Origin of the sequence: Mesorhizobium sp. WSM2561 (assembly GCF_000513915.1) — a bacterium.
Taxonomy (GTDB): Bacteria; Pseudomonadota; Alphaproteobacteria; order Rhizobiales; family Rhizobiaceae; genus Mesorhizobium; species Mesorhizobium muleiense.
Window position 1 is genome coordinate 40430 of the sequence record NZ_AZUX01000005.1, and the last position, 17615, is coordinate 58044.

Here is a 17615-nt window from a genome sequence, read left to right on the forward strand (position 1 = left end):
GGTTCGAGGCTCAGCGGGATGATGGGGATGATCGTGGCAGGCGTGCCGCGACCATCCCGATCGCGGTTTTATTTTCCGGACAGGATGTCGTCGTAGACCTGTGCGGTGTCCTTTTCGTAGAGTGCGCCGGTGATCACATCGAAGCCGGGCGGAATGCCGCTGGCGGCCATGTTGGCGATCGAAAGCGCCACATAGCTGGTCGCCTGCGGATCCTGCCATTGTGCGGCATTGACGTAGCCGGTCAGCACCTCCTGGGTGGTGTCGAGCGAGTTGCCCCAGCCGACGACCGGGATTTCACCCGGCTTGATACCGGCCTGGTCGAACACCCGCTTGATCGAGCCGGTCACCAGGTCGCCGAGACCGATGATCGCCTTGACCTTGGCCCTGTTGGCGGTGAGATAATCGACCATGCGGTTGATTGCTTCGGCCTGGTCGAGCGTGGCTTCGGTGATTTCATAGGTGATGCCGAGCGGCTCGAAGACGCTCTTGATGCCCTCTTCTTCCTGGACGCCGTAGGTGGCGCCGGGGATTTCAACCGGCATCCAGACAAAATCGCCCTTCTTCACCAGGCCCTTGTCGACCAGATACTGAGCCCAGTTCTTGCCGAAGGTGACGTTGTCGCCGCCGACATAGGCGTTGAAGTCCGCCTTCGGATCGGGCGTGTTGAAGTTGATGATCGGGATGTTTGCCGCTCGTGCCTCCTTGACGAGCTCGATAAGGCTGCCCGGGTCGGGGCTGGTGGTGGTGATACCGTCGGCCTTCGCCGCGATGGCGGCGCGAACAGCCTCCTGCTGGGACGACACGTCGCCATTGTGGAACGAGGTGTTGACGGTGTTGCCGGTGTCCGTCGCCCATTGCTTGGCACCGGCGAGGAAGTAGGTCCAGACCGGATCGGCCGGGCCGCCATGCGAAATCCAGTAGAAGGTCTTGGCCTGTGCCGCCGCCGGAATCGCCAGCGCCACGATCAAGCCGAATACAAATAGTCGTAGCCTCGTCAGCATTTGATTTCCTCCCATTTTGAAAACGTCCTCCAGCTCCGGCGACGATCACGGCAAGCCCTGACCGAATTCTTGCCAGCGGCGATCTGGATGCATCAGAGCATCCGCTTTTTCGATCAATGGCAAGCCTCCATTTGCCAGTGGTAGTTGGCGCACGACCACGCGCCATCAGCCATCCCATCAGATCGCATCAGTTTGGCTGATATCTTGTGCGGCAAGCGGTACTCGGCGCCGAAGACGAGGCGCAGGCGGGACGGAAGCTAGATGAGATCGGCCCTGGCAAGGTCGCGCATGAGATGGCTGGCGCCGTAGGTCCAGTGGGGACAGTCGGGCGACAGCCGCACCCGGTTGATCAGGGCGCCGAATTTCTCCGATGAGATGGTGACGATGTCGCCGACCTTGTGCGTGAAGCCCTTGCCCTTTTCGCCGCGATCCTTCGACGGCACGAACATGGTGCCGAGATAGAGCGCCAGCCCGTCGGGGTACTGGTGATGCGGGCCCATGGCGGCGGCGACCAGTTCTTCGGGCGAGCGGCTGATCTCGGCCATCGAACTGGCGCCCTCCAGCGAGAAACCGTCCTCGCCCTCGACCTTCAGCCGCACGGTGGCCTGCTTCACGTCACCAATGGAAAAGGTATCGTCGAACAGCCGGATGAACGGGCCGAGCGCGGCCGAAGCGTTGTTGTCCTTGGCCTTGCCGAGCAACAGCGCCGAGCGCCCTTCGACGTCGCGCAGATTGACGTCGTTGCCGAGCGTGGCGCCGACGATCTTGCCGTTGCCGGCGGCGATCATGGCGATCTCCGGCTCCGGATTGTTCCAGGTGGAGACCGGATGCAGGCCGACATCGGCGCCGAAGCCGACCGACGCCATCGGCTGGCATTTGGTGAAGATTTCGGCGTCGGGGCCGATTCCCACTTCCAGATATTGCGACCAGGCGCCGCGCTGGATCAGCTTGGCCTTGATCTCCATCGCCTCCGGCGAGCCTGGCTTGAGCTTCGACAGATCGTGGCCGATCAGCCCGGCAATGTCGGCGCGAATGGCGTCCGCTTTCTCGGCCGAGCCGCGCGCCTGCTCCTCGATGACCCGTTCGAGCAGGCTGACGACGAAGGTGACGCCGGACGCCTTGACGGCCTGCAGGTCGACCGGGGAAAGCAGGAACGGTTTTTGCGGATCGCGCGCGGCCTGGAAACTGTTGGCGGCGATTGCATCGAGCGACCCGATCGGTTCGCCCGCGGCGGCGTGGACGTAGCCTGCCGGGTCCGGCATCTCGCAGACGTCGCGCACGGTTGGTGCCATGCTGGAGGTGATGTCGAAGACCGTGCCGCCGTGTACCGTGACCACCAGCGGATGCGATGCTTCGCTCGTCCGGGCGCGGCCGATGAAGAGGCCCTCGTCGGGCAGGAGGGTGGCGTTCGTCATGGCTTGCGGTCCTCTGCTGTCTTGTTCTGCGTCGTCGCTGCGGACCAATGGTTCAACAAAAGCCTGGCCGCGGCGGCGGCACTTTCAACAAATTCCCGCCAAAGGTCTATCCCGTTCCTCGCGGTCGAGCCCTGCGCTGCATTTCGCATCGGCCGACGCCATCCTCTTCAATCCCCCTGATGCCGAGATCAAAGGCTCTTTCAAAATCATGAAATCGTCACTAGGATTTTCATTTGATGAAGTACATTCAGGTGACTCTTGCCCTTACCGTTTTCCGATCCGATCTGGCAGAAGCCGCCGGCGGCCTTTGCGTTCCGGTCGCTTATTCCCGGCGGCCAGCGTGCCGATGTCGTCATTGTGGGTGGCGGGATTCTCGATCTGTCGACAGCCTTGCATGCAGCCCGGTTCGGCCTTGCCGTGCAGGTGCTGGAAGCCGGCGAAATCGGCCAAGGCGCATCGGGCCTGAATGGCGGTCAGGTCATCCCCGGCCTGAAATATGATCCGGAATGGCTGCTGGAGCATTTTGGCTCCGAACGCGGCGAGATCCTCGTCAATTTTGCCGCCTCGACGGCGGACGCCGTCTTCGAATTGATCCGCGACGAGAAACTGGCGGTGCCGTTCGTCCGCGATGGCTGGATTCAGGCAGCGCACACCGAGACGGCGCTGAAGGCGGCGGCGAACAGGGACCGGCAGTGGCGGAACCGTGGCGCCGATGTCCGGCTTCTGAGCCAGACCGAGATCGCCGCGTTGACTGGCGCGCAGGGCTATCTCGGTGGCTGGCTCGACCGCCGCGCCGGCGTGATTGATCCGCTTGCCTACACGTCGGAACTGGCACGGATCGCCTCGGCCGCGGGCGTGAAGATCGCCGAACACCAGAAGGTGATACGCCTCGACAACAACGCCGGCATTTGGCGCATCTCGACGGAGGGCGGCGCCGAATTGCAGGCCAAAGCGGTCATTCTAGCGACGAACGCCTATACCGGCGACCTGCTCCCTGGTCTCGCCGAAACGATCGTTCCGCTGCACTCCTTCCAGATCGCGACAGCACCGCTGCCGTCCGATCTGGCGGCCGGGATTTTACCGGAAGGGCAAGCAGTATCGGACTCACGTCGCATCCTCGTTTATTACCGCAAGAGTGCCGGCGGGCGCTGGTGCTCGGCGGGCGCGGCCGAATGGCGCTGCCGACCAGCGAAAGTGATTGGGCGCATCTCGAGCGCGCGCTGCTCCGGCTCTATCCGGCGCTATCCGGAGTCGCCATCGAAAAGCGCTGGTTTGGCCGGGTGGCGATGACGTCGGATCACCTCCCGCATATCCACGAGCCCGAGCAGGGCCTGATGGCAGTGTCGGCTGCCAGGGCCGTGGCGTCGGCCTGATGACCGCGCTTGGCGAGCGCATTGCTGGCTATCTGGCGAGCGGCGACGCCAGGCAATTGCCGTTCCCGGTTTCGCAGATCCGGCCGATCCCATTCCACGTCCTTCGGCAGGTCGGCGTCGCCGCGACGATCGCCTGGTATCGTATGCTGGATGCATTCGAGCGCTGATTTTATGCCGATGCAGGAATCAGCTTGACAGTTTCATGATTCTGAAAAATTCTTGAGTGATTTCAAATTTCGATGGGCAACCCCGATGTCGACCATCGTTGCAAGGCAGCCGCTGCCGGAGTCCCGATCCTCGACGGGTTTCCGGTTGGCCATGCTGCTGCCGGGCGGGCTGGTCACCTTCTTCCTGATCCTGTTTGCCCTCGGCCTCGTGGTTTTCCTCGCCCTTCGCGGCAATGACGGTTCGCTGCTGGGCGCCGGTTTCACTTTTGCGAATTTCATCACCGTGGCATCCGACCCGCTCTACTGGACGGTAACGCTGCGCTCGCTGGCCATTGCCGGCCTGGTGACGCTGGCGACGGTCGTCACCGCCTATCCCGTCGCCTACTACCTTGCCTTCCATGCCGGACGGCGGCGCGGGCTGCTGCTGTTTCTGGTGACGCTGCCGTTCTGGACCAGCTATCTCTTGCGCGTTTTCGCCTGGAAGATCGTGCTTGCCTACAATGGCGTGCTGAACTCGGCGCTCGTCGAAAGCGGCATCTGGTCCGAACCGACATTGGCGTTTCTCAACACGCCGGCCGCCGTCGTCGTCTCGCTGGCTCACGCCTATGCGCCGTTCGCCATCCTGCCTATCTATGTGGCGCTGGACACGATCCCGAAATCGCTGCTCGAAGCTGCTTCCGATCTCGGCGCCAGACCGTTCACCAGCTTTCGCCGCGTCGTGCTGCCGAATTCGATGCCGGGCGTGCTGGCGGCGGCTCTCGTCGTCTTCGTGCCGACGGTCGGCGATTATGTCACCCCCGCGCTGGTCGGCGGCCCTGCCAGCACCATGATCGGCTCGCTGATCCAGGCCCAGTTCGGCAAGGCAAATGACTGGCCGTTTGGCGCAGCACTCGCCGTTGCCGTCATGCTGGTCATCCTTGCCGTGGTACTGGTCGTGCGTTCCGCCGACCGCAGATTTGGCAGCCGGACATGAGCGCCGCGCGGAAAGACGCTAAGAAAGGTGGGAGTTGGCTCGGCGCCTACGTCCTTGTCTACCTGGTGTTCCTCTATTTGCCGATCTCGCTGATCCCGCTGTTCTCCTTCAACGATTCGATCCAGGCGGCGTTTCCGCTGCAAGGCTTCACGTTTGAATGGTACACGACTCTGTCCGGCAATTCGGCGCTGTCCGGCGCGCTTGCCAACAGCCTCGTCATCGGTGCAATTGCCGCCACCGGTGCCACGCTCTGCGGCATCACCGTGTCCTACATGGATCTCTTCGGCCGTTCGCCGCTTGCCTTCACGATCAGCGCTATCGCGCGGCTGCCGATCCTGATTCCCGGCGTCATCGTCGGCATCTCGCTGCTGATCCTGGTCAACCTCATTGGCTTCGGACCGTCACGCACGGCCATCGTGCTCGGCCACATATTGGTGGCGCTGCCGACGACGGTGGTGATCATGAAAAGCCGCTTCGCCGCTATACCCAAGACCATCCACGAGGCGGCACTCGATCTCGGCGCCTCCGACTGGACGACATTCAGGCGGGTCATGCTGCCGCTCAGCCTGCCCGCCATTGTATCAGCGTTCATGCTGGCCTTCCTGATCTCCTTCGACGAGTTCATCGTCGCCTTCTTCCTCGCCGGCACCGAACCGACCTTGCCGCTTTATATCTGGAGCCAGCTGCGTTTCCCGAAATCGCTGCCGACCGTCATGGCACTGGGCACGGCCATCCTAGCCCTGTCCTTCGTCATCGCGGCAATTGCCGAAATCCTGCGCCATCGCGGGCTCGCCGCCGCTCAGCGGCCAGTGCCCGCCAACCTGCCCAAACCAGAAGAAACCGAAAGAGGAGAACTGCAATGGCATTCGACCTGAAATCGATAAATCGCAAGACAGTCCAAGCCGGATTGGCAGCCTTCGCGCTGGCGCTTTCGTCGACCGTCGCGCTTGCGGCCGACAAGCTGCAATATTTCACCTGGTCGGGCTACGAACTTCCCGACTTCAACAAGAGCTTCCTCGCCGCACACCCCGATGGCGTCGAGGCCTCGATGTTCGGCGACGACGATGACGCCTTCACCAAGGTCAAGGCCGGTTTCCGTCCTGACGTCGCGCATCCCTGCTACGACAAGGTGGCGCGCTGGAACAAGGAAGGCCTGCTGCAGCCAATCGACACCAAGCGCATCAAGAACTGGGATTCGATCTTTCCGGTTTTCAAGAACCTGCCCGACCTGCAGGCCGGCGACGGCAAAGTCTGGATGGTGCCGTGGGATTGGGGCAACACCTCGATCCTTTACCGCACCGATCTGGTGAAGAACCCGGAGCCGAGCTGGAACCTTTTGTGGGACAAGCAATATGCCGGGCGCATGGCGACGATCGATGCCGTCCACGACACGCCGGTGGTGGCGGCGCTTCTCGCCGGTGTCAATCCGTTCGACATGACGCCGGAACAGATGGAAAAGGTGGCTGAAAAACTGCGCGAGCAGCGCCCGCTGCTCTCCAACTACACCACCGACATGACCTCGGTCGAACAGGCGCTGGCGAGTGGCCAGTTGGTCGCCGCCATGACCTGGAACGCGTCGGCCACCTCGCTGAAGAAGCAGGGCGTGCCGGTCGAGTTCATGAAGCCTAGGGAAGGCATGCTGACCTGGTCGTGCGGCTTCGTCATGCTCAAGGACGCCAAGAATGTCGACCTCGCCTATGATTTCATCAACAGCCGGCTGGAGACGGATTCGGGAAAATACCTGATTCAGACCTATGGTTACGGCAGCTCAAACAGCTCGGCATTCGCCGCGGTGCCGAAGGAGGAACTGGAAAAGCTGCAACTGCCGTCCGATCCGGAAGTGATGCTGAAGACCACCGTCTTCACCGGGCCGATGAAACAGAATGACGAACTCGCCAAGATGTTCGAGAAGGTCAAGGCAGGCGGCTGAGTTCGCTCTTCCTTCTCCCACAGGGGGAGAAGGGAAAGTGCTGGCGAACGAGGAAGTATGCATGGATATACTGGACCAAGCGGCTGAAAAGCCGAAAGACGACGCCGATGTGCGGGTCGGTCGGCGCGTGCGGGCGCTCAGGCTGGAACGCAGTCTTTCGCTGGCCGAGCTTGCCGCCAAGGCCGGTGTTTCGATTGGTGCGCTCAGCCAGATCGAGCGCGGCCTGTCCTCGCTTCGCGTCAAGGTGATCTGGCCGCTCGCCGCCGCTCTCGACATCGAGCCGTCGGCGCTGATTGCTGACGGCAACGATGCAGTCAGCGATCTCTATTGCGTGCGCGCCAACAGCCGGCGCCAGGTCCCGGTGAAGTCGGAAGGCATCGCCAAGGCGCTGCTATCGCCGCCGGCCGCTACGCTCAACGGCATGCTGGTGACGGTGGAAGCCGGCGGCGGCACCGTCGAAGCCTACGCCCATCCCGGCCACGAATTCGGTTTCGTCCTGTCGGGCGAGGTCGAACTCGTGATCGATTCAACCACCTACGGGCTGAAGACCGGCGACAGCTTCGCCTTCAAAAGCACCTTGCTGCATGCCTTCCGCAATCCGGGCGCCGAGCGCTGCCAGATCCTCTGGGTCAACACGACCAAGCCGTCCGAGGTTCGCGATGGCGCCTGATCCTCTCGTCCGGCTGGAGGCGGTGTCGAAGATTTTCCCCGGCGGCATTGTCGGACTCGACGCCGTCGATCTCGACATTGCCCGCGGCGAGTTCCTGACCTTGCTCGGCCCATCCGGCTGCGGCAAGACCACTAGCCTGCGGGTGATCGCAGGGTTCGAAAGCCCGTCGAGCGGACGAGTGCTGCTCGACGGCAGTGACATTACTTCGCTGCGGCCGTTCGACCGTCCCGTCAACACCGTGTTCCAGGACTATGCGCTGTTTCCGCACATGGACGTCGCCGAAAATGTCGGCTTCGGCCTGTCGCTGCGCAAGCTTTCCGGGACCGAACAGGCAAAGCGCGTCGGCGAAGCGCTCGACATGGTCGGCCTTGCCGAGAAGCTCGGCGCCCGCGTGTCCGAATTGTCTGGCGGCCAGCGTCAGCGCGTCGCGCTTGCCCGTGCGATTGTCTGCGAACCACATGTGCTGCTGCTCGACGAGCCGCTGTCGGCGCTCGATGCGCATCTGCGCGAACAGATGCAGGTCGAATTGAAGCGGCTGCAGTCGCGGCTCGGCACCACTTTCGTCATGGTCACCCACGACCAGACCGAGGCGCTGTCGATCTCCGACCGTATCGTCGTCATGAACAAGGGCCGCATCGAGCAGATTGCGCCGCCGGCCACGCTCTACGACCGGCCCGCCACCAAATTCGTCGCCAGTTTCATCGGCACGATGAACCTGCTGCAGTCGCGCTTTGTCGGCCGTGACGGCGATCGGTTGCGTTTCGCCGCCGGCGCCCTGCCGCTCGAAGCCACGTCGGAAACCGGCGAAGCGCCGGGAGAAGGCGCGGTGCGAACCATCGGAGTGCGTCCGGAGGATCTTTTGGCGGCGACCGAAGCAGCGACCGGCACCGCGCCGGTGCGGGTGAGCAGCATCGTCTTTCACGGCCGCACCTTGCGCCTGCACGCCGAATTGGGGCAGGGGATACCAGTGGTGATCGATGCGCCACGCCGGGCGGAAGGTTTTCAATTCAGCGTCGGCGATGTGGCGCATATCAGCCTGCGCCGCGGCGCTAACTGCCCTATGCTGCCCATCTGACCCTATCCTTCCAGAAAACCGGAGCACCACCCATGAGCAATCACTTGAACTTCTTCATCGACGGCAAATGGGTCGCGCCGGTGGTGCCGGCGACGCTGGATGTGATCGATCCGTCCACCGAAGAGGCCTACACCAAAATCTCCGTCGGCTCGAAGGCCGATGTGGATCGCGCCGTGGCGGCGGCGAAGGCGGCCTTTCCGGCCTTTTCGCAAACCAGCAAGGCCGAGCGCCTGAAGCTGCTGAAGCGCATCCTCGAAGTCTACAACGAGCGCTACGAGGACATCGCCCAGGCTGTCAGCCAGGAGATGGGCGCGCCGATCACCTGGGCGCGCGAGGCGCAGGCATGGGCGGGCAGGGCTCATATGGAGTCCACCATCAAGGCGCTGGAGGATTACGAATTCAGCGAGAAGCGCGGCGCCACCATGGTGGTCAAAGAGCCGATCGGCGTCTGCGCGCTGATCACGCCGTGGAACTGGCCGCTTAACCAGATCGTCTGCAAGGTGGCGCCGGCGATCGCCGCCGGCTGCACGGTCGTGCTGAAGCCTTCCGAGATCGCGCCGATCAGCGGCATCGTCTTTTCGGAAGTGATGGAAGCGGCCGGCACGCCGAAGGGGGTCTACAACATGGTCAACGGCACCGGTCCGGATGTCGGACAGGTCATGGCCGGACATCCCGATGTCGACATGGTTTCCTTCACCGGCTCGACCCGGGCCGGCATCATCGTCGCCAAGACGGCGGCCGAGACGGTCAAGCGCGTGGCGCAGGAACTCGGCGGCAAATCGCCCAACATCGTGCTTGCCGATGCCGACTTCGAGAGAGCCGTGCGCAAGGGCGTCAACGCGTGTTTCGGCAACAGCGGCCAGTCCTGCGACGCGCCGACGCGCATGCTGGTGCCGGCCGCCCGCCACGATGAGGCGCTGGCGATCGCCAAGAAGGCGGCCGAGGCGCACAAGGTCGGCGATCCGCGCTCGGAAGAGACCAAGCTCGGGCCGGTGGTCAGCAACATCCAGTTCGACAAGATCCAGCGGCTGATCGAGGCCGGCATCGCCGAGGGTGCAACGCTGGTCGCCGGCGGTCCCGGCCGGCCGGAGCATCTTAATCGCGGTTATTACGTGCGGCCGACCGTCTTCGGCCACGTCACGCCGGGCATGACCATCGAGCGGGAAGAAATTTTTGGGCCGGTGCTTTCGGTCATCTCCTATGATGACGACGATGACGCGGTGAAAATCGCCAACGACACCGTCTATGGCCTCGCCGCCTACGTGCAATCAGGGGATATCGACCACGCGCGAAAAGTCGCCGGCCGGCTGCGCGCCGGGCAGGTCTCGATCAACTATCCGGAGTGGGACACCTTCGCGCCGTTCGGCGGCTACAAGCAATCCGGCAACGGCCGCGAATATGCCGATTGGGCGATCCACGATTTCCTCGAGATCAAGGGCATCATCGGCTACGGCGCGTAGGGCTTAACCCGAACAACGCCGCGCATCCAAGAAGGTCGCTGTAGCGGGTCATCTGAGCTATTCGGCGGCTTCGCGGACAGGGATCAGGCGCCGCTCGACCTGCTGGAGATGCAGGCGCATCGCTGCCGCCGCGCCGCCGAGGTCACGCTCTGCGATCGCCTCGACGATCCGTTCATGGTCGGCGAAGCTGTGATGGTCTGCCGGAGGGCGGGCGCCTTCTGAACGGAGACGTCCCCAGACCACGGTGCGGCGCACGGCGTTCAGCACGTCGAACAGGCCGAGCAGCACATTGTTGCGGCTCGCCTGCGCAATCTGCCGGTGGAGCAGATTGTCGACATTCTCATATTGCCGCCACGTGACGGCCTCCCGCGTCTGCACCAGCGATTGCCGCATCGCGGCGATATCCGAAAGCGTGGCGTGCAGCGCCGCTTCGCGCGCAATTTCGGGCTCAAGGATGAGGCGCGCGCGCATCACGTCGGCCGGATTGGTGCGCCCGGCGATTTCCGAAATGCCGATCGTCTCCTCGACCGGCCCGCTGCCGACGAAGGTGCCCCTGCCGACGTGACGCCAGATGCGGCCGTCCTTCTCGAGCACCGCCAGCGCCTTGCGCAGATCGCCGCGCGATACGCCGAGGCTCTCCGACAGTTCCCGCTCGGCAGGCAGCCGCGTCTCACCGGCATGATCCATCTGGGCAAGATAGGCCTGCAGCTGAACCAGGGCGGCGTGGCCGCCATTACCGGGACCGTCCATCAATTTAACCAATCCGCATATGATTTCCCTTTGTCGGTGTTAAAACGATTAGCTCAAACCGTCAACTGCCGAGTTTTCTGGGCACACCCGTTCGATACGGTGCAGTTTCTCCTTGACCAATCCGTCCCATAGTCTTAACCAATCAAGGAAATGGTTACAAAAAACGGGAGGAATGACAATGGCCGGCGTGTCCAGACGTACCATCCTTGCCACCGCTTTCGCCGCGGTCCTGGCATGTGCAGCGCCCTTGTCGGCCGCAAATGCGGGCGACATGCGCATCGCATTCGGCGACCTTCCGGGCATCGAATCCATCCAGACGCTCGCCGCGATAGAGCGCGCCAAGGAACGCGGCGTGAATGTCGAGCTCATTGTTCTCAATGACGAGGATCTGGCTGCCCAAGCCATTGTCGGCGGCCAGGCCGATGTCGGCATCGGCGCGCCCTATACCTTGATCCAGAAGGTGGGCGTGCCGATCCGCATTTTCGCGCAGATATCGACGCTGCGCTTCTTTCCCGTCGTCAACAGCGAATTCTACAAGGAATGGAAGGATCTCGACGGGCAGGAGGTCGCCGTCCAGGCGCGCGGCTCCGGCACCGAGGCGGTCATGCTGCTGATGGCGAAAAACCACGGCATCAAGCTCGGCAACATCAGCTATGTCCCGGGTTCCGAGGTTCGCCGCAATGCGCTGCTCCAAGGGACCATCAAGGCGTCGATCGTCGATGCCGCCAACAGGCGCGCGCTCGAGGCCGAAGCCCCCGGCAAGTTCATCGTTCTGCCGGTCGAGGATCTCGGCGCCTCGGACGAAGCGCTTTTCGCGACCGCGGACTATCTGAAGAACAACGCCGCCGACGTAGACATCCTGGTCGAGGAACTGATGAAGACCGCGCGCGAGATCACCGCGAGCCCGGCGGTCGCCGTCGAGCTTCGCAACAAATATAAACTGCTGCCGGATCTCGGCGCTGAAGCCGACAGCGAAATCACCGAATACTACAAGGAAACCGCGGAAGCCGGCAGTCTTGCGCTGAACGGCGGCGGAGCCGATGCGGCCAAGGACGACTTTGCCTTCTTCAGCCTTGCCGGCCAGATCGAAGGCGATCCCGCCAGCCTCAAGGTCGAGGACTTCTGGGATGTCTCCGCAATCGACCGCGCCGTCGCCAAGCTCGGCAAGAAATAGGCGGCCTGCCGGATGGCCGTAAGCATCAGAACCGACGGGGAGGCTGCCGGCCTCGCTCCTCTTTCCAATCGCAGCGCAACGGGCGCATCGTGGGACCAGCCGGTCCTGCTTAGGCTGGTGTCGATCGCCCTGTTCGCGGGAATCTGGGAGGTGGCTGGGCGCATTCCGGTCAGCTTCGCCTTCCCGACTTTTTCCGATACGGTCGTCGCGTTCTTCGGACTGCTCGCCGACGGCAGCCTGGCAACCGCCTATCTTTCGACGCTGCAGCCGCTGGTGCTTGGCGTTGTTCTGTCGGCGTTCCTGGGTGTCGGCCTCGGCACGATCTGTGGCCTGTGGCGCACCGGCGAATGGCTGGTGATCCCCGTGTTCATCGTGCTTCAGGCAGCACCGGTCGCCGCCTTCATTCCGATGGTCACCTTTGTCTACGGAATAGGCATGACCGCCAAGACGCTCGCCGTCATGATCCTGGCGCTGCCGGTTATCGTGCTCAACACCTACAAGGCCGTGCGCAACGTCAACGAGTCGTTGCTGGTCATGTGCCGATCCTTCCTCGGCACACGCTGGCAGACCGTCGCCAAGATCATCCTTCCGGACGCCAGCCCGGTGATTTTTGCCGGCTTGCGCCTCGGCGTCGCTGCCGGCTTCGTCGGCGTGGTGCTCGCCGAACTGTTGATCACCCCGACCGGCATCGGCGACCTCATCACCTTCCACCGCTCGCGCGCAGACTACGCCGAGATGTACGCAACAATCGCCTCGATCATTGCGCTTTCCACCCTGACGCTCGTCTTTCTGCAGTGGGTGGAAGTCCGCGTTTTCAGGCCCGAGAGCAGAGGTGCTTAAGATGGGCGCGACCGCATTGCGAAATGGACCGTCGCCGGTTCCCGCACCGATCGATTCAATCGTGGAAGTGAGGGGAATCTCCAAGACCTACGGCAATGTCGAGGCGCTGCGCGGCATCGACCTCGACTTTCCCAGGGGCAAGCTGACCAGCCTTCTCGGACCCAGCGGTTGCGGAAAGACGACGCTGCTGAAGATCATAGCGGGGCTGATACGGGCCGATGGCGGCACCGTCGCGATCAACGGCAAGCACGTCACAGCACCCGGCCCCGAACGCGCTTTCGTATTCCAGGACTTTGCGCTGATGCCGTGGGCGACGGTGACACGCAACGTGGCCTTCGGACTGGAGTTGCGCGGCACCAACAAGGCCGAGCGCGAGGAGATCGCCCGACGCTACATCGCCGAGGTGGGTCTCGCCGGCTTCGAGGACAAATACCCGCACGAACTGTCGGGCGGCATGCGCCAGCGCGTCGGCCTGGCGCGCGCCTTGTCGGTCGATGCCGACGTCCTGCTGCTCGATGAGCCGTTTTCGGCGGTCGACGAGCAGAACCGGCGGAAATTCCAGGAAGACCTGATCCGGCTGCGCACCAACCAGAACAAGACCTTCATCTTCGTGACGCACTCGATCGAGGAAGCGGTCTACATCTCCGACCGCATCGTCTTGCTGTCGCCGAGACCTGGCCGGGTTTCGCAGATCATCGAACCTGAAATCGATCGCTCCGGCGACCCCGAGCGCATCCATCGCGACAGGCACTATCTCGATACAGTCGAGGAGATCTGGCAGGGGCTGAAGCAGTATGTGGAGTGACCGGCCGTGACTTTGTTTGGCTACCGTGTGCCCATGATGGCGTCCCTGCTGGTTTGGTGCGTCGTATGGGAAATCGTCGGCCGGCTCGACCTTGTCTTTCTGCTGCCGCCGTTTAGCGACGTGCTGGTTGCAGCGATCAGCCTGGTGCAGACGCCGTCCTGGCAGAGCGCGACAGTCACGACCCTTCGCGCCTTCGCGACGGGCATGGCCCTGTCGATCGTTGTCGGCGTGCCATTGGGTATCCTGATGGGACGCGTCAAGATCGCCGACGACCTGCTCGGCATGTGGGTCAACATCTTTTCAAGCGCGCCGCTCTCGGCGATCGTCCCGGTGCTGATGATCCTGTTCGGCTTCGGCGAGAAGACGATCGTTGCGGCGGTGTTCCTGTTTGCGATCTGGATCATCGTTCTCGACACCCGCGCCGGGGTCCGTCATATCTCGCCGTCGCTGATCGAGATGGCGCGTTCCTACGGCGCCTCGCGCCCGGCGCTCTATAGCAAGATCATCCTGTGGGCGGCCCTTCCGGAAATCCTTGCCGGCATTCGCCTCGGCCTCATCCGCGGCGTCAAGGGCGTCGTCATCGGCCAGTTGCTCGTCGCCATCGTCGGCTACGGTGCGCTGTTCGAAACCTTCTCGCGAAATTTCCGCATGGCCGAATTCTGGGCCTTGACCATCATCCTTTTTGCCTTCGCCCTGCTGATCGCCGAACTGATCGAACGGGCCGAAGCCAAAGTCGAATATTACGCAGGAGCAAGACAGTGAACATGCACGGCACGACTTCAAGCTACGTCATCGAACCAACCGTAATCCCGAGCATCCCGGTGGCGGGAACCGACAAGCTGTTTCCGGTGCACCGGGTCTATTGCGTCGGGCGGAACTATGCCGCGCATGCCGTCGAGATGGGACACGACCCCAACAAGGAGCCGCCATTCTTCTTCCAGAAGAACCCCGACAACCTCGATACGACAGGAGAATTTCCGTACCCTCCGGCCTCCAACGATGTCCATCACGAGATCGAAATGGTCGTGGCGCTGAAGGTCGGCGGTACCGACATCCCGGTCGAAAAGGCTCTGGACTGCGTGTTCGGTTATGGCGTAGGTCTCGATATGACGCGGCGCGACCTGCAAGGGAAGGCGAAGGACATGGGCCGTCCATGGGAGGTCGGCAAGGCTTTCGAGGCATCGGCGCCATGCACGCCACTGGTTCCGGCAAGCTCGACCGGCCATCCCAGCCAGGGCGCGATCTGGCTGGACGTCAATGGCCAGCGAAAGCAGACCGGCGACCTCAACCAGATGATTTGGAAGGTTCCGGAAATGATCAGCTATCTCTCAGGTCTGTTCACGCTGATGCCGGGGGACATCATTCTTTCCGGCACGCCGGCGGGCGTCGGCGCGGTCGTTCGCGGTGACGTTCTTCGCGGTCATATCGATGGCGTCGGCGACCTAGAGGTTCGCGTTGTCTGAAGCGGCCTCGATCATTGAACGGCTTGCCGCCGGAGCCGACGATGCGCCGGCGATTTCGGCACCCGACCGGATCACGCTCACGCATGGCGGACTGCGCCAGCTGATCTCCGAGACGGCAGCGCAATTGCATGCACTGGGCCTCGGCCGTGGCGATCGGGTGGCCATCGTGCTGCCGAACGGGCCGGAGATGGCGACGGCCTTTGTCGCGGTGGCGGCGGCGGCGTCGACGGCGCCGCTCAATCCGGCCTACCGGGCCGACGAGCTCGATTTTTATCTCTCCGACATCGGCGCCAGGGCGATCCTCGTTGCCGAAGACGAAAGCGGCCCGGCGGTGACCGTGGCCGAGCGCCTCGGCATAGCGGTGCTCAGGCTCACAGCACTGCGTGACGCGCCAGCCGGCAGTTTTGAGATCAAGGGCAAACCGGTTGGTCCGTCTGTTTCGCCCGGCCTGGCTGAGGACGGCGACATCGCGCTGTTGCTGCACACATCCGGCACCACGTCACGACCCAAGCTGGTGCCGCTCAGCCACGCCAATCTCGCCGCCTCGGCCGCCCATATCGGCGCGACGCTCGGCCTGACGGCCGGTGATCGCTGCCTCAACATCATGCCGCTGTTCCACATTCATGGGCTGATCGCGGCGGTGCTGTCCTCGCTCGCCGCCGGCGGCAGCGTCTTCTGCACGCCGGGCTTCAACGCGCTGCGCTTCTTCCATTGGCTGGGTGAGGCGCGGCCGAGCTGGTACACGGCGGTGCCGACCATGCATCAGGCGATACTGCCGCGCGCAACGCGCAATGCCGATGCATTGGCGGCGGCGCCCTTACGCTTCATCCGCTCGTCCTCGGCATCGCTGCCACCGCAGGTGATGGCCGAGCTTGAATCGACCTTCGGCTGCCCGGTGATCGAATCCTACGGCATGACCGAGGCCGCGCACCAGATGGCTTCGAACCGGCTGCCGCCGGGCCTGCGCAAGCCGGGCAGCGTCGGCGCCGCGGCCGGACCGGAGGTGGCGGTGATGGCGCCGGACGGGCGATTGCTGCAGCCCGGTGACACCGGCGAGATCGTCATTCGCGGGCCTAATGTCACCGCGGGCTACGAGAACAATCCGGACGCCAATGCCACGGCTTTTGCGCATGGCTGGTTTCATACCGGCGACCAGGGCGTGCTCGACGAAGACTTCTATCTGCGCGTCACCGGCCGGCTCAAGGAGATCATCAACCGCGGCGGCGAGAAGATCTCGCCGCTCGAGGTCGACGACGTGCTGATGGATCATCCGGCGGTGGCGCAGGTCGTCACCTTCGCCACGCCGCACGACAAGCTCGGTGAGGAGGTCGCGGCTGCGATCGTGCTGCGCGAGGGCATGCCCGCGACAGAAGGCGAAATCCGCAGCTTTGCCGCGACACGGCTCGCCGATTTCAAGGTGCCGCGCATTGTCCTGATCCTGGACGAAATCCCGAAGGGCGCGACCGGCAAGCTGCAGCGCATCGGCCTCGCGGCCAAACTCGGTCTTGCCAAACCTGGGCTGGGATAATGCGGATCAGCATTTTTGGCGCCGGCGCGATCGGCGGCTATCTCGCGGCCAAACTTGCTATGGCCGGCCGCGTCGATCTGTCGATCGTGGCGCGCGGCGCGCATCTCGACGCGATCAGGACGGCCGGTCTTCGCCTGATCGAAGACGGTCATGAATCCGTCGCCTCGGTCAGGGCCGCCGCGCAGGCGCAGGAGCTAGGCGTCCAGGATTATGTCGTGCTGGCGCTCAAGGCCCATTCCGTCGCGCCAGCGCTCGACCAGATCGCGCCGCTGCTGGGCGAGGGGACGGCCGTCGTTACCATGCAGAATGGCGTGCCGTGGTGGTATTTCCACAGGATCGGCGGGCCGCTCGAAGGCACACGGTTGCAAGCGGTGGATCCCGGCGGGGTGATCTGGGACCGGCTTGGGCCGGATCGCGTCATCGGCTCGGTCGTCTATCCCGCGGCCGAGGTGGATGCGCCCGGCCTGGTCCACCATATCGAGGGAAAGCGGTTCTCGCTTGGCGAGCCCTCGGGCGAGAAGAGCGAGCGTGTCACCCGGCTTGCCGAGGAGATGGTCGCAGCCGGGCTGCAGGCGCCGGTTCGCGACGACATCCGCAGCGAGATCTGGGTGAAGCTGTGGGGCAATCTCTCCTTCAACCCGATTTCCGCGCTGACCGGCAGCACGCTTGCGGCAATCGCTGCCGACGAGGCCACCCGCACGCTTGCCCGCACCATGATGCTGGAGGCGCAGGCGATCGGCGAAAGCCTCGGCGTTCGTTTGCCGATCTCGGTCGACCGCCGCATCAAGGGCGCCGGCGACGTCGGTGAGCACAAGACCTCGATGCTGCAGGATCTGGAGCGTGGCCGGCCGATGGAGATCGATGCGCTGGTGACGGCGGTCCAGGAACTCGGCCGGCTGACCGGCCGGCCGACGCCGACCATCGACAGCGTGCTGGCGCTGGTGCGCCGCCTCGCCATCGAGCGCGGCTGCTATCTGGTATGAGACATTTT

At 63.6% G+C, this 17615-nt stretch carries 18 protein-coding genes; 15 read left to right on the plus strand and 3 right to left on the minus strand.

Translation table 11 applies throughout. The features are described from left to right. Window positions 1-68 precede the first annotated feature (68 nt). Complete coding sequence (locus tag M727_RS0108115) at window positions 69-1001, minus strand: substrate-binding domain-containing protein (RefSeq protein ID WP_027152256.1); 933 nt, start codon at window positions 999-1001, stop codon at window positions 69-71. 257 nt (window positions 1002-1258) lie between these two features. Next, window positions 1259-2416 (minus strand): fumarylacetoacetate hydrolase family protein, encoded by a 1158-nt coding sequence (locus tag M727_RS0108120; protein WP_027152257.1) that lies wholly within the window; start codon window positions 2414-2416, stop codon window positions 1259-1261. A gap of 258 nt (window positions 2417-2674) precedes the next feature. Here M727_RS0108120 and M727_RS36040 point away from each other — a divergent pair, with 258 nt between their 5' ends. From M727_RS36040 to M727_RS0108155, 8 genes are all read left to right on the plus strand, one after another. After that, window positions 2675-3706, plus strand: a complete 1032-nt coding sequence (locus tag M727_RS36040; RefSeq protein WP_245268502.1) for an FAD-dependent oxidoreductase — start codon at window positions 2675-2677, stop codon at window positions 3704-3706. 82 nt (window positions 3707-3788) lie between these two features. After that, window positions 3789-3956: a hypothetical protein gene (locus M727_RS42960; RefSeq protein WP_245268503.1), complete on the plus strand. Its 168-nt coding sequence runs from the start codon at window positions 3789-3791 to the stop codon at window positions 3954-3956. A gap of 85 nt (window positions 3957-4041) precedes the next feature. Further along, the gene (locus M727_RS0108130; RefSeq protein ID WP_027152258.1) at window positions 4042-4929 is read left to right on the plus strand and encodes an ABC transporter permease; all 888 of its coding nucleotides are present in this window, start codon (window positions 4042-4044) and stop codon (window positions 4927-4929) included. Continuing rightward, a complete protein-coding gene (locus tag M727_RS0108135) occupies window positions 4926-5804 on the plus strand; it encodes an ABC transporter permease (RefSeq protein WP_027152259.1) in 879 nt (292 codons plus the stop codon). Before M727_RS0108130 ends, M727_RS0108135 begins: the two co-directional genes overlap by 4 nt. Continuing rightward, window positions 5789-6859: an ABC transporter substrate-binding protein gene (locus tag M727_RS0108140; RefSeq protein WP_027152260.1), complete on the plus strand. Its 1071-nt coding sequence runs from the start codon at window positions 5789-5791 to the stop codon at window positions 6857-6859. The genes M727_RS0108135 and M727_RS0108140 overlap by 16 nt, the downstream gene beginning before the upstream one ends. A 61-nt stretch (window positions 6860-6920) precedes the next feature. Next, window positions 6921-7529, plus strand: a complete 609-nt coding sequence (locus M727_RS0108145) for a cupin domain-containing protein (RefSeq protein WP_027152261.1) — start codon at window positions 6921-6923, stop codon at window positions 7527-7529. Further along, window positions 7519-8604: an ABC transporter ATP-binding protein gene (locus M727_RS0108150; RefSeq protein WP_027152262.1), complete on the plus strand. Its 1086-nt coding sequence runs from the start codon at window positions 7519-7521 to the stop codon at window positions 8602-8604. Before M727_RS0108145 ends, M727_RS0108150 begins: the two co-directional genes overlap by 11 nt. A 32-nt stretch (window positions 8605-8636) precedes the next feature. Then, window positions 8637-10064 carry an aldehyde dehydrogenase family protein gene (locus M727_RS0108155; protein WP_027152263.1) on the plus strand — a complete coding sequence of 476 codons (1428 nt, stop codon included), beginning with the start codon at window positions 8637-8639 and terminating at the stop codon, window positions 10062-10064. Window positions 10065-10121: 57 nt separating this feature from the next. Here the strand turns inward: M727_RS0108155 and M727_RS0108160 are convergent, their stop codons facing one another. Further along, on the minus strand, window positions 10122-10814 hold the full coding sequence (locus tag M727_RS0108160; protein ID WP_027152264.1) for an FCD domain-containing protein: 693 nt from the start codon (window positions 10812-10814) through the stop codon (window positions 10122-10124). Between the two features lie 178 nt (window positions 10815-10992). On the opposite strand from M727_RS0108160, the gene M727_RS0108165 reads away from it, so the two are divergent. From M727_RS0108165 to M727_RS0108195, 7 genes are read left to right on the plus strand one after another with little or no spacing between them, the layout of a single operon-like run. Beyond that, window positions 10993-11988 carry an ABC transporter substrate-binding protein gene (locus M727_RS0108165; protein WP_027152265.1) on the plus strand — a complete coding sequence of 332 codons (996 nt, stop codon included), beginning with the start codon at window positions 10993-10995 and terminating at the stop codon, window positions 11986-11988. A 12-nt stretch (window positions 11989-12000) separates the two neighbouring features. Next, window positions 12001-12828 (plus strand): ABC transporter permease, encoded by an 828-nt coding sequence (locus tag M727_RS0108170; RefSeq protein WP_023799435.1) that lies wholly within the window; start codon window positions 12001-12003, stop codon window positions 12826-12828. Window position 12829: 1 nt separating this feature from the next. Continuing rightward, window positions 12830-13633, plus strand: coding sequence for an ABC transporter ATP-binding protein (locus M727_RS0108175; protein WP_027152266.1), 804 nt, complete (start codon window positions 12830-12832; stop codon window positions 13631-13633). Between the two features lie 6 nt (window positions 13634-13639). Further along, entirely contained in the window at window positions 13640-14395 is a 756-nt protein-coding gene (locus M727_RS0108180; RefSeq protein WP_027152267.1) for an ABC transporter permease subunit, read from the plus strand. A gap of 2 nt (window positions 14396-14397) precedes the next feature. Continuing rightward, entirely contained in the window at window positions 14398-15096 is a 699-nt protein-coding gene (locus M727_RS0108185) for a fumarylacetoacetate hydrolase family protein (RefSeq protein ID WP_027152268.1), read from the plus strand. Next, window positions 15089-16624, plus strand: coding sequence for an acyl--CoA ligase (locus tag M727_RS0108190; RefSeq protein WP_027152269.1), 1536 nt, complete (start codon window positions 15089-15091; stop codon window positions 16622-16624). The genes M727_RS0108185 and M727_RS0108190 overlap by 8 nt, the downstream gene beginning before the upstream one ends. After that, entirely contained in the window at window positions 16624-17607 is a 984-nt protein-coding gene (locus M727_RS0108195; RefSeq protein WP_027152270.1) for a 2-dehydropantoate 2-reductase, read from the plus strand. Before M727_RS0108190 ends, M727_RS0108195 begins: the two co-directional genes overlap by 1 nt. The last annotated feature ends 8 nt before the right edge of the window (window positions 17608-17615 follow it).